General features: G+C 71.2%; 12 protein-coding genes. 1 reads left to right on the plus strand and 11 read right to left on the minus strand.

The features are described 5' to 3' along the window. Positions 1-14: 14 nt before the first annotated feature. The 9 genes from AC4FS1_RS08585 to AC4FS1_RS08625 all read right to left on the minus strand — a co-directional run bounded on the left by AC4FS1_RS08585 (position 15) and on the right by AC4FS1_RS08625 (position 8,099). Entirely contained in the window at positions 15-704 is a 690-nt protein-coding gene (locus AC4FS1_RS08585) for a hypothetical protein (RefSeq protein WP_491154180.1), read from the minus strand. Next, positions 701-1,780, minus strand: a complete 1,080-nt coding sequence (tsaD, locus tag AC4FS1_RS08590) for a tRNA (adenosine(37)-N6)-threonylcarbamoyltransferase complex transferase subunit TsaD (RefSeq protein ID WP_491154182.1) — start codon at positions 1,778-1,780, stop codon at positions 701-703. Before tsaD ends, AC4FS1_RS08585 begins: the two co-directional genes overlap by 4 nt. Beyond that, a complete protein-coding gene (gene rimI / locus AC4FS1_RS08595; RefSeq protein ID WP_491154184.1) occupies positions 1,777-2,397 on the minus strand; it encodes a ribosomal protein S18-alanine N-acetyltransferase in 621 nt (206 codons plus the stop codon). Before rimI ends, tsaD begins: the two co-directional genes overlap by 4 nt. After that, positions 2,394-3,026, minus strand: coding sequence for a tRNA (adenosine(37)-N6)-threonylcarbamoyltransferase complex dimerization subunit type 1 TsaB (gene tsaB, locus AC4FS1_RS08600; protein WP_491154186.1), 633 nt, complete (start codon positions 3,024-3,026; stop codon positions 2,394-2,396). Before tsaB ends, rimI begins: the two co-directional genes overlap by 4 nt. Before the next feature lie 280 nt (positions 3,027-3,306). Continuing rightward, positions 3,307-3,810: a tRNA (adenosine(37)-N6)-threonylcarbamoyltransferase complex ATPase subunit type 1 TsaE gene (tsaE, locus tag AC4FS1_RS08605; RefSeq protein WP_491154188.1), complete on the minus strand. Its 504-nt coding sequence runs from the start codon at positions 3,808-3,810 to the stop codon at positions 3,307-3,309. Next, positions 3,807-4,931, minus strand: a complete 1,125-nt coding sequence (gene alr, locus AC4FS1_RS08610) for an alanine racemase (protein WP_491154190.1) — start codon at positions 4,929-4,931, stop codon at positions 3,807-3,809. The genes tsaE and alr overlap by 4 nt, the downstream gene beginning before the upstream one ends. Further along, positions 4,928-5,356, minus strand: coding sequence for a holo-ACP synthase (locus AC4FS1_RS08615; protein WP_491154192.1), 429 nt, complete (start codon positions 5,354-5,356; stop codon positions 4,928-4,930). Before AC4FS1_RS08615 ends, alr begins: the two co-directional genes overlap by 4 nt. 145 nt (positions 5,357-5,501) lie before the next feature. After that, complete coding sequence (gene glmS / locus AC4FS1_RS08620; protein WP_491154194.1) at positions 5,502-7,352, minus strand: glutamine--fructose-6-phosphate transaminase (isomerizing); 1,851 nt, start codon at positions 7,350-7,352, stop codon at positions 5,502-5,504. A 69-nt stretch (positions 7,353-7,421) separates the two neighbouring features. After that, entirely contained in the window at positions 7,422-8,099 is a 678-nt protein-coding gene (locus AC4FS1_RS08625; RefSeq protein ID WP_491154195.1) for a GTP cyclohydrolase II, read from the minus strand. 577 nt (positions 8,100-8,676) lie between these two features. Here AC4FS1_RS08625 and AC4FS1_RS08630 point away from each other — a divergent pair. Continuing rightward, on the plus strand, positions 8,677-9,222 hold the full coding sequence (locus tag AC4FS1_RS08630) for a hypothetical protein (RefSeq protein WP_491154197.1): 546 nt from the start codon (positions 8,677-8,679) through the stop codon (positions 9,220-9,222). Positions 9,223-9,260: 38 nt separating this feature from the next. Here AC4FS1_RS08630 and AC4FS1_RS08635 read toward each other — a convergent pair whose 3' ends face one another. Together AC4FS1_RS08635 and AC4FS1_RS08640 are read right to left on the minus strand one after the other, a co-directional pair. Further along, a complete protein-coding gene (locus AC4FS1_RS08635) occupies positions 9,261-10,979 on the minus strand; it encodes a DUF4012 domain-containing protein (protein ID WP_491154199.1) in 1,719 nt (572 codons plus the stop codon). Between the two features lie 41 nt (positions 10,980-11,020). Further along, complete coding sequence (locus AC4FS1_RS08640; RefSeq protein ID WP_491154201.1) at positions 11,021-11,569, minus strand: LPXTG cell wall anchor domain-containing protein; 549 nt, start codon at positions 11,567-11,569, stop codon at positions 11,021-11,023. Positions 11,570-11,985 lie beyond the last annotated feature (416 nt).

Here is an 11,985-nt window from a genome sequence, read left to right on the forward strand (position 1 = left end):
ACGGCGGATGCGGTTCAGCCGAGCGGAAGCCGCGGGATGGCCCACAGCAGCCATCCCGTGCTGTAAGCGATGGCGAGGAGGCTCAGCATGAGCGCCCACACCGCGACCGCGCGCGACTCGCCGGCGCGACGGAGGGCCACGATCGCCGTGATGGCGCCCGCCAGCCCGATGGGCAGCATCCAGCCCACGAAGATCGACGCCGCCAACGCGACGATCGCGAGTGCGAGCGCCCAGGGAGCGACGGCGGCGCGCTTGGCGGGTGGCGGCGGAGCCCACTCGAAGTGCTGACCTTCGACAGGGCCCTCCGCCGAGACGATCACGGGCGCGGTCGGGAGCTGGGTGTACCCGGTGCGCGCGGAACCCGGGATGCGGGAGGTCGCGGCGACGACGACGTCGGGTGAGGGCGGCTCCACGAGCGGTGGGCGGGACATGGCCGGGGCAGTGCGCGCGGGGGCGGTGGAGGCCGCGCGCGGGGCGTCCGGGGCGTCCGGCGCAGGGCGGGTCCTCGCCGGGTCGGTGGGCCGGGCGTCCGACGCGGCCTCCTGCGCAGGCCCCGCCGACGCAGCCGCGAGCGCGACATCCACCCCACGGAGATCGGGGGCAGCAGCCGCCTGCCGGACCGCGGTCTCCGCCGTCGTGGGCGCCGGTCGCGGTTCCGCGGGGCCGTCCAGACGGCGAGGGCGGCGCGGCGAGCCGTCGCTCATGCTGCATCCTCTTCGCGGTTTTCCGCGACCTGGATCTGCGTCACCGGCAGCGTCGAGTCGGCACCGAACGCCAGAGTGGAGGGCCGGCTCCCCGAGCGAATGAGCTCGGAGGCGAGCGCGGCGATCATCGCGCCGTTGTCGGTGCAGAGGCGGAGCGGCGGAATCCGCACGCTCACCCCGGCCGCGCCCGCGCGCTCCAGCGCGACATCGCGCAGCCGACGGTTGGCGATGACGCCGCCGCCCAGGAGAAGGCGCGGCACATCGAACTGCTCGCACGCATCGAGCGCCTTGGTGACGAGCACGTCGACAACGGCCTCGCGGAAGGATGCCGCGACATCCGCCACCGGCACCGGCTCGCCCGCCGCCTCGCGCTGTTCGATCCAGCGCGCGACGGACGTCTTCAGTCCGGAGAAGGAGAAGTCGTAGCGGTGCCGCTCCCGGTCGGAGGCGCGGGAGAGCCCGCGCGGGAAGGCGATCGCCCGGGGATCGCCGGATGCGGCGGCGCGGTCGATCTCCGGGCCCCCGGGGTAGGGGAGCCCGAGAAGGCGGGCGACCTTGTCGAACGCCTCGCCGGCGGCATCATCGACGGTCTCGCCGAGGAGTTCCACGTCGCTCGTGAGGTCGCGAACGAGGAGGAGCGAGGTGTGGCCGCCGCTCACCAGGAGCGCGACCGTGGGGTACTCCAGCGGTCCGGCCTCGGTGTCGAGGATGTCGGCGGCGATGTGTCCGACGAGGTGGTTCACCGCGTACAGCGGCTTGTTCAGCGAAACGGCGAGGGCCTTGGCCGCGCCGATTCCGACCATGAGTGCGCCGGCGAGCCCCGGGCCGCTGGTGACGGCCACCGCATCCAGGTCATGTATGCGCACGGATGCCTCGGCAAGCGCCGCCTCGATCGAGGGCTGCAGCGCCTCGAGGTGTGCGCGCGCGGCGACCTCGGGGACGACGCCGCCGTATCGCGCGTGCTCTTCCATGCTCGAGGCGATGGTGTTGCTCAGCAGCGTGCGGCCGCGGACGACGCCGATGCCGGTCTCGTCGCAGCTGGTCTCGATGCCGAGCACCAGGGGCTCGCGGTTCATGTGCACCACCCGGTCTCGAGGTCGCAGGTCGCCCCCGCGGCGCCGAGCGGCTGGAGTCCCTGCCCCGCCGCACCGAGGTCGGAGGATGTGCTCGATGTCGGAGCATTCCTCGCGGATCCTCCGACCTCCGTGCGATCCTCCGACGGTGCGGCCGCGCGGGCGTGCGCCCATCCGGCCAGGTCGAGAGCCATCACGATCGCATCCACGTCGTCCGGCTGGTAATACCGGGGCCGACGGCCGACCTCGGCGAACCCCTCCGACGCGTACAGGGCCTGCGCGACGGGGTTGTCGGCCCGCACTTCGAGGAAAACCTCCCGCACGTCGCGCCGCAACGCCTCTTCGAGCAGCGCGGTCAGCAGCATCCGCCCCCGCCCCCGTCCGCGGAAGCCTTCGGCGATCGCGATCGTCTGGATGTCGGCGTCCTTCGCCCCGCGGGGCGCGCGGAGCCCCGCGTAGCCGGCGAGACGGCCCGCCTCCTCCGCGACGACGTACCACCCGTGGCGGGAGGAGAGCTCCTCGCGCATCATCGCCTCGCTCCACGCATCCGTGGGGAACGAGGCCCGCTCGAGCGTCATGATGGCGTCGAGATCGGACGGGTCGGCGGCGCGGAGATTCACGTGCGGACCTTCTTCGGCGTGTGCCCGAGCGTCACATCGGGCGAGCGGAGGTAGAGCGGCTCGGACGGGCCGATGGTGCGCCCGGCCGCCGTCGCGCGGGCAGCGGCGAGCGCGACCATCGCGGCGGGCACGGATGCGGCGTCCCGGCGGTCCGCGCCGAGTTCGGCCAGACGCGCGTCGATCTCGGTGCGCGGGATCAGCGCCGGCTCGGTGACGCGCACGGGCAGTCCGTCGTCGTCGAGTCCGGCGTACACGGTGAAGGCGAATTCCCGGCGACGCGCATCGGTCACGACGGCGAAGCGGCCCGGCTCGGGAGCGCCGGCGAGGGCGGCATCCATCAGGACGCCGAGCGCGACGGCGTCGTGGCTGACGACGGGGACCACGGGCAAGGCGCGGCCGAGCGCGAAGGCGCGAGCGGCGGCGATCCCCACCCGGAGGCCGGTGAAGGGCCCTGGACCCATCCCGGCCGCGACATGGGTGAGGCCCGCCGCATCCACGCGCGCGAGCAGCTCCCCGATCACCTCGGCATGGCCGAGCGGGTTGTCGCTGGATGCTTCGTCCTGGACGTACCCGTCGACCTCGACGACGGCGACAGCCGTGCCGAGGGAGGTGTCGATGCCGAGGAACACCCTTCCAGCGTAATCCGCCCCGGTCCCACGGTCCCCGCCCGCGGGAACCTCACGGGTTTGGGGCGCATTTCGTGTCTTGGGGCGTATCCGGTCGCGCCCCAAGGCACTTTTCGCGCCCCAAACCTCGGAGAGTGGCGAGGGCCGGCGCGGGGCGGCGAGGGGCGAGGGGCGGCACCGGGCCGGAGTGCGGCGGGCGGCGGCACCGCGCCGAGTGCGAGGGGCGGCTTCGGGCCGGAGAGCGGCCAGCGGCGGCACAGGGCCGGAGTGCGACGAGGACGGCCTAGGGGCGGCGCGTGATGGTGACCGTGCGGGGCGCGTCGTCGTCGAGTTCGGCGGTGTGGCGGGCGATGGTGCCGCATGCGGAGTCGAGGCCGCGGCCGCCGGTCTGCGGTGTGATCTCGATCTCCCACCACGTGTCGGCGAGGTGCTCGGCCATCCCCCGCCCCCACTCGACGATCACCACCGAATGCGCCACGTCGATGTCGAGGTCGTCCAGTTCGACCGCCGAGCCGAGGCGGTACGCATCCACGTGCACGAGCGGGGCGCCCCCCACCAGCGACGGATGCGTGCGCGCGAGCACGAAGGTGGGGCTCTGCACCGGTCCTCGGATGCCGAGTCCCTCGCCGATGCCGCGGGTGAGCGTCGTCTTGCCTGCGCCGAGGCCGCCGGTGAGCACGACCACATCGCCCGGCTGCAGCGCCCGGCCGAGCGTCACGCCGAGGTCGCGCATCGCCTCGGGTGTGTCGATCTCGCGCGTTCCGAGCAGGCCGTCGGGAACGCTCATCCGGCCACCTGCCGTCGGGGAACCCGCGGGCCGATGCGCGTGACGATGTCGTAGTTGTTGGTGCCCGCCGCATCCGCCCAGTCGTTCGCCGATGGCGCTCCGAGCGTCGGGTCTCCGAAGAGCACAACTTCGTCGCCTACCGCCACGGGGGTGTCGCCGACGTCCACGACGAACTGGTCCATGGCGATACGGCCGGCCACGGCGAAGCTCCGTCCGGCGATCGAGACCTGGCCGGCTCCCGAGGCTTGTCTCGGAACACCGTCGGCGTACCCGAGCGGTACGAGCGCGAGGGTCGTCTCCCGTCCGGCACGGAAGTCGTATCCGTACGACACGCCCTGCCCTGCCGGAACCCGCCGCACCGCGGCGACGGCGGCCCGCAGCGTCATCGCGGGCCGGAGCCCGAGTTCGGCCGACGTGCGGTCGGCGAAGGGCGACAGGCCATACAGCCCGATGCCGATGCGGACGCATCCCAGACGCGCCTCGGGCAGCGCGATCGCCGCGTGCGTGGCGGCGATGTGGCGAAGCGGCGGGTTCAGTCCGAGGGATGCGGCGACGACCACGGCCTCTTCGAACACGCGCAGCGCGGCCCGGTCGTCCTCCGGCGATGCGTTGGACAGGTGCGAGAAAAGTCCCGTGACGCGGAGTTTCCCGATGCGCTCGAGCCGGGCGGCTTCGGCGAACACGACGCGGCTTTCCGCCAGCGGGATACCGTTGCGCGACAACCCCGTGTCGATCTTGAGGTGCACCGTCGCGGGATGGTCTCCGGATGCTGCGGCCGCGGCCGCGAGGAGCTGATCCATGCCGGAGATCCCCAGCTCGATGTCGGAAGCGACGGCTTCGACGAACGACGTCCCCGGCGCCTGCAGCCACGCCAGGATCGGTGCGGTGATGCCGGCGCGGCGCAGCTGCAAGGCCTCGGCGACGTCGGCGACGCCGAGGCGGGATGCTCCGCCCTGCAGTGCTGCGACGGCGGAGCGGAACGCGCCGTGCCCGTACCCGTCGGCCTTGACCACGGCGATGACTTCCGCGCCGGTCAGCCGGCGCAGGTGCCGCACGTTGTCGGCGATCGCGTCGACGTCGACCCGCGCCTCCCGCATGACTCCGTCCGGAAGCCGATTCATTCCGCCCACATCCCCGTCGACTCGCCATCTTCCGTGGGCTTTTCGGTCCGGAACCCGACGTTTTGCGGCGACTCGACGGACTCGACGATGACGTACGCGGTGGCGAGGCCCGCATCGTGGCTGAGGGAGAGGTGCACGCGGGTGATGCCGCGTGCGGCAACCGCGGCGGCGGTCGACCCCGACAGCGCGAACCGCGGACGCCCCGACGACTCCGACACGACCTCGATCTCGGTCCAGTGCACGCCGTCCGACCCGCCGAGCGCCTTGATGAGCGCTTCCTTCGCGGCGTACCGGGCGGCGAGCGACCGGGGTTTCAGCATCCGCTCGCTCGGCGAGAAGAGGCGTGCGAGCAGGCGCGGGGTGCGTGCGATCGATCGCTCGAACCTCGGGACGTCGACGAGGTCGATCCCGATTCCCTCGATCATCCGCTCTCCTCCCGCCCCCGAATGGGCCGGATTCAGCCTAGTCCGGGTGCACCATACGGGCCCCGGACGCCGGGGTGATCCGCCGCGCGCGGCAGGCTCCCTGCGCCAGGCTCGCCGCAGGCGAGCAGCCCCGTGCGCGCCGCGGCTACTCGACCGTGACGGACTTGGCGAGGTTGCGCGGCTGATCGACGTCGAGGCCCTTGGCCGTGGCAAGCCCCATCGCGAAGATGTGGAGGGGCACGACGGCGAGGAGCGGCTCGAACATCGGAGCGGCCAGCGGGATGCGGAGCACCTCATCCGCCTTGGGGAGCACGGCGACGTCACCCTCTTCGGCGATCGCGATCACCCGAGCGCCGCGGGCGCGGATCTCCTCGATGCTCGAGACCACCTTGCGGTGCATGTCACCGCTGCCCCGCGGCGAGGGGACGATGACGAACACCGGCTGCCCGGGCTCGATGAGTGCGATCGGTCCGTGCTTGAGCTCGCCGGCGGCGAATCCTTCGGCGTGGATGTAGGCGAGCTCCTTGAGCTTGAGTGCCCCCTCGAGCGCGATGGGGTACCCGACGTGACGGCCGAGGAACAGCACCGACCGGGTGTCGCCCATCCAGTGGGCGAGCTGCTCGATGCGCTCCTGCTCGGTCTCGAGAACCCGCGCGATCTTGGCCGGGATGGCTTCCAGCTCGGCGGCGTTGTCGGCGATCTGCTCGGACGACAGTGAGCCGCGCAGGCGCGCGACGTGCAGGGCGAGGAGGTACAGCGCGGTGATCTGCGCAACGAAGGCCTTCGTCGAGGCAACCGCGACCTCGGGGCCGGCGTGCGTGTAGACGATCGCGTCGGACTCCCGCGGGATCGTGGCACCCTGCGTGTTGCAGATCGACAGCGTCTTCGCACCCTGCTCACGGGCGTACTTCACCGCCATGAGCGTGTCCATGGTCTCGCCGGACTGGCTGATGGACACCACCAGCGTCGAGGGCGACAGCACCGGGTCGCGGTAGCGGAACTCGTGAGCGAGTTCGACGTCGACCGGCACGCGGGTCCAGTTCTCCATCGCGTACTTGCCGACCATGCCGGCGTAGGCGGCGGTGCCGCAGGCGATGACGAGGATGCGGTCGATGCCGCGGAGCAGGTCATCCAGGCCGTCCAGCTCGGGGATCTCGACCAGGCCGTCGTGGATACGCCCGCGGATCGTGTTCGCCACGGCCTCCGGCTCTTCGGAGACCTCTTTGGCCATGAACGAGGACCATCCGCCCTTCTCGGCGGCCGCGGCATCCCACGTCACTTCGAACGGCTCGACCTCCACCGGCGTTCCGTGGAAGTCCGTCACTTCCACGCCGGAGGGCGTGATGACGACGATCTGGTCCTGGCCGATGGCCAGGGCGTTGCGGGTGTGCTCGACGAAGGCGGCGACGTCGGAGCCGAGGAAGTTCTCACCCTCGCCGAGGCCGATGACCAGGGGCGAGTTGCGGCGGGCGCCCACGACGACCCCCGGCTGATCCTGGTGCATGGCGAGCAGCGTGAACGCCCCTTCCAGCCGCGCGACGACGGCGCGGAAAGCCTGTGCGAGGTCGCCGGAGGCGGCATATTCCCGTCCGAGCATCACCGCCGCGACCTCGGTGTCGGTGTCGCTGCGGAACGTGAAGCCTTCGCTGAGGAGTTCCGCCTTCAGCTCGCCGAAGTTCTCGATGATGCCGTTGTGGATGACCGCGAGCTTGTCGTCGTCGGCGAGGTGCGGGTGCGCGTTGCCGTCGGTGGGTCCGCCGTGCGTGGCCCAGCGAGTGTGGCCGATGCCTGTCGTGCCGTCCGCGAGCGGTGACTCGACGAGGTCATCCCGCAGCACGGCGAGCTTGCCCGCGCGCTTGCGCATACCCAGGTGGCCGTCGCTGTCGAGAACCGCGATTCCTGCCGAGTCATAGCCGCGATATTCGAGCCGCGCGAGGCCCGCCAGCAGGATGTCCTGGCTCTGCCTCGGACCGACGTAACCGATGATTCCGCACATAGTTCCTCATCCTAAACGGGGGATGCTGAGGGCCTGCCGCGTGGCGCGCGGCCGCTGCGACGCCCCGCGTCAGGCCGCCGGAAGCGCAATCGTGTGCGCCGTGTGGTCGCGCTTGGCGGCGAGGTAGCGTGCATTCGCGGCCGAGATGTGGACGGCGGTGGGCACCTTCTCCGCCACGCGGATCCCGAGGCTCTCGAGCTGCGCGGCCTTGTCGGGGTTGTTGCTCAGCAGCCGGACGCGGTCGACCCCGACCGCCCGCAACATCTGGGCGGCCACGGTGTAATCGCGCTCGTCTTCGCCATGTCCGAGGGCGACGTTCGCCTCGTATGTGTCGAGGCCGGCATCCTGCAGCGCATAGGCGTCGAGCTTGGCGTACAGTCCGATGCCGCGCCCTTCCTGACGGAGGTAGAGGAGGAAGCCGCCCTCGTCGGCGATGCGCTCCAGCGCCTCGTGCAGCTGAGGGCCGCAGTCGCACCGCTCCGAGCCGAAGACGTCGCCGGTGAGGCACTCGCTGTGCAGCCGAGCCAGGGGCGCTTCGCCGCCGGCGCGCATGCGTTCGAGGGCGCCTCGCCAGTCGCCGAGCCCCAGGAGGAGGTGCTCCTTGCCGTCGACCAGCCCGTCGAACGTGGAGACGTCGGCAACGGCGGCGAATCCCTCGGGGAACCGCAGCGGCACCCGGACGGCGGTGCGAACCGTCGCGAGGTTCGCCGGTGCGGCGCCCGGCACCGGAACGAGGAGATCGGTCATTTCCATCCCAAGCATGAGTTTCACGTACTTGGACGGCCAACCGGCGCCCCTGCCGACGTATTCCACGTGCGCGTCGACACCCGGACAGGGCGCGGGCCCTCTCGAGTTTCCCATTAGGGACTGGATGACACGAGAGGGCCCACTACTCCGGCACGGACCCGCGGAATCGCTTGGGGAAACGACCCGGAAAAGACTGCTGGGGACAGCCCGGATGCCGCGCCGGAGGCAAGGCCAGTGTACTGCACTGACCTATCGCGAGATCGGCGCTATTCCTGCGGCGTGTCCGCAAATTCGCGGATGATTTCCAGGGACTAAAGGCCCAAACGTGTCCCCCATATGGCGGACACAGCAGCCCGGCGGTATCGTGGACACCGGCCAAGGGTGGCCACGAGGGGGACCTCGAGGGGACGAGGATCATGCCACCTCTTGACCCGCGCAGGAGTGACTGGGGAGTTCGCTCCGCGATATTGAACCCTGTGTGTGGCGCGCGACACACACGCTGCGCACAGGGTTCGATATGACCCGCGGGGTGGCGTCGTCGGGCCGGCCCTGCGGAACCAGACCCTAGGCTCATCGCATGTCTGCGGATGACTCGGACCGCCCGGAGGCGGCGATCGTGGCCGCCGTCGCCACCCTCCACGCGCGCGGCTTCGAGGGCATCCGCATCACCGCGAACTTCTACGCGACCGGGCACTGGCGGTGCCGCGTGCTCGTCCCCGACCCCGGTGACGCCAGCGGGCCGGCGGCCGAGCGCAACGTGCTGCTCGCGTACTCGAATTCCCTCGGTTGGGACCTGTTCCGCGACGGCAGAACGGAGTGGGATGTGGACGCCATCGCCGGCCGACTGGCCGCGGCGGCCCAGGCCTATCCGGGCGCGTTCCGAGCCGACCGGGAGTACGTGGCGTGGCTCGCCGAGCTCCGGCGCCGCACCAACGGCGGATGGTTCGCCATGTATGAAGACGCCTACGTCCCGCAGCAGATGTGGGATCGCCGCGGCCTCGTGCGGCTGGTGTATCCCGACCGCCGATCAGCCGACGCGGATGCGGATGCGGCAGCCTACGGCGGCGTGGATGAGAACGGCTGGTCGCTTGTCGGAACGGCGCCGGCGCCGCCCGCTCCCTGACGAGGGAAGGGGCGACGCCGGACGCTCGAGAACGCGGTTCAGCGATCGGTGCACGCCGCCACGGCTGACGACACCGGGACCTCGCGGAGGAGGGGCGTGTGCAGGACGGCGGGCGGGTCTTCGGAACCCGCCGCCAGGACGAATCGGAACTCGACCGTCTCGGTCTCACCCGGCGAGACGTTGACCCGCACCGCCGTGAAGGGGCGCCCACCGTCGACCTCGTTCGCCGACGCCACCGCGCCCTCGGCGTCCGTCACTCCCCCGAATCCGGCATTCGCCGGCGCGGCTACGGTGACGCTCGTGCCGATATCGCCGATCGCGGTGCCGAACAGGCCGCCGCCGGTCATACTCATCGGCAGTTCCGCGATGCCTTCGGGGCGTGCCGTGTTGGAGAGCGTGACGCGGACGACGCTCTCCGCCGCACCGTCCTCGCTGCACCGTTCCACGCCCGATTCGATGGCCACGTCGAGATAGTTGTCCATCTTCCCGCCCGTCGCATCGTTGAGATAGACCGCATGCGCGGCCTCGCCGGCCGCGTCCAGCCGAGCCCGCGGGCCACCCACGGCGGAATCCGCCAGCACGGCCTGCTCCTCCGGTACGGCGCTCCACACCGAGACTCTGCCTTCCGCGACGACGGGCACGAGTGCTTCGGCCCAGGCGACCAGATCCATGTCGGTCATCAGCGTGGTCAGCACCGATGACGTCACCTGCTGCAGGTACGCGGTCTGCGCGTCCGGATCGAGGTGGAGGTACGGGTCGATGAGCAGGCGCTGGACGAGATCGGCGTCGCTCACCTGCGTCCCGTCCGCCAGCGGAATAGGTCCGTGTGCGGTGAGCAGAGCGCGCAGCACGAGCGGGTCGATCGCGACCACCGCGTCCGGAACGACGCCGTATTGCGACTGCCACCACGCCGACGCGAGGGCGGCGGAGGTCGTGAAGTCGGGCGTCATCGTGGCGTTCTGCACGAAACGCCCGACGACGTCGCCGTACAGCGCCGTCGCGGCCGCAGACACCGGCGCGATCGAGGTGTCACGCATCGGGAAGCGGGCGGAGTCGGACTGCTGCACCAGCGACAGCGTCCCCGCCTCGGCGTGCAGGTGCACGAAGCTGCCCGTGATGCCCCCGCCGGTGCGTACCTCGGCGCTGTTCTGGAGCATGACCAGGATTTCGCGGGGCCCGTCCGCGCCCATGAGACCCGGCAGCACAGCGCCCGCGCGCGCCAGTCCGTCGAGCACGGGCGCGGCGGAGTCCAGAGCACCCTGCAGTTGGGAGACACCGGCGGCCACGGGCGGCAGCACGGCGTCGCCGTCGATCGCCTGCATGGCGTCGCGTGCAGAGGTGAGCGCGGCCGAGGCCCGCGCGAGCGGTTCGCTCGCGCCGGACAAGGCGCTCGGGTCTGCCGAACCACCGAGCGACCCGGCCACATCCAGGACGGGCTCGAGCACCGACTCCCCCACCACCGACAGCTGCACCGACACGGTGCGGACGGCGGCGAGGTTCGCTCCGACACCTGGAGTGAGACCCGCGACCGACCACAGTGGACCGGCAGTGAGTTCCTCGGCACGGTCGGCGTGCTCACGGAAGCGGACGGCGACCTCACGGGCGGTGTCGAAGTCGCGGAGGGAGACGGCGGTGACGAGCTCGTCAGCCAGCGGAACGACGGCCGAAAGCTCGTCCTTCGCCTGCCAGGCCTGCGCGCCCACCCATGCGGCGGCGCCGGTGGCCAGGGCCACCGCGCCGCCGCACGCGAGTATCACCGTCCGTCGCCTCCGCCGCGATGCGACGGATGCCACGACCGTCAGCCTGCGCGTCGCCGGCGAACAACGCCCAGCGTGACGCCGGCTGCCACCAGGGCAGCGCCGACCACGCCGAGCATCGGCACCCAAGCCGCGAGGCCTGTGAGCGGCAGTGTCGCCGACGATGCGACCGAGTCGCATTCGCTGAGCGTCAGCGGCACGCGGAGGTCCGGTGCCACGGACGGCTCCACACGGAGCACAGCGGTGATCGACGAATCGGACGCGGCATCGGCGACCGCATCCGCGGGCCAGCGAACCTGCCCGGCGACGGTGCCGTCCGACAGCGCGCCCAGCGCCACGGTGGTCGACCGGCTGCCCCGTTCGAGGACCAGCTCGGCGTTGCCGCCGACGATGGCCCCATCCGGATCGGTGACCTGAACCCGATAGTCGATCCATGGATCGCCTGACCGGCATTCCATGACGACTGCCGAGCCGGCCAATGTGGCGGCCGACGGATCGGTCGGTGTGTATCTGGAATCTGATGCGACGCCAGCCGCCAGCGGTGCTCCCATAAGCACGCCGACGAGCATGGCCGCTGCGATTGTTCGCATGCGGATTGCCCCTCCCCAATAGGCTGCGCAGGCGCTCAACTCCCCAGCGGAGTGCCTGCAGAATCGAGACTGTACCGTGAAACTCGTCGCGAGAGCAATCTCGCCGCGACACGCCGGTGGCGCGACATGGACTTTCGCCGCGACCAAACCTGTGGTTGTATTCATCCCGCACCAGGTATCGCAAGATGCCGAGGTCGTATCTCCGAGGGGTCGGGGGTGCGAGACCTCCCGATCTGGGGTCGGGAACATGGTCACCTCAGGTGCACAAGCGGGATTGGGCCCGCTCACTGGGGAAAATTGGGGACAACGTCCATGGGGAGACGTTATTTGGCGTACCCGCGCACCGTCGGAGGTGCGCGACCGTGCGCCGTCGACGGTGCGCGGGAACGCGTAGAGGGACCGCCGCGCTGTTCTGA

The sequence above is a fragment of the Microbacterium sp. Z12_35 genome (assembly GCF_058310475.1).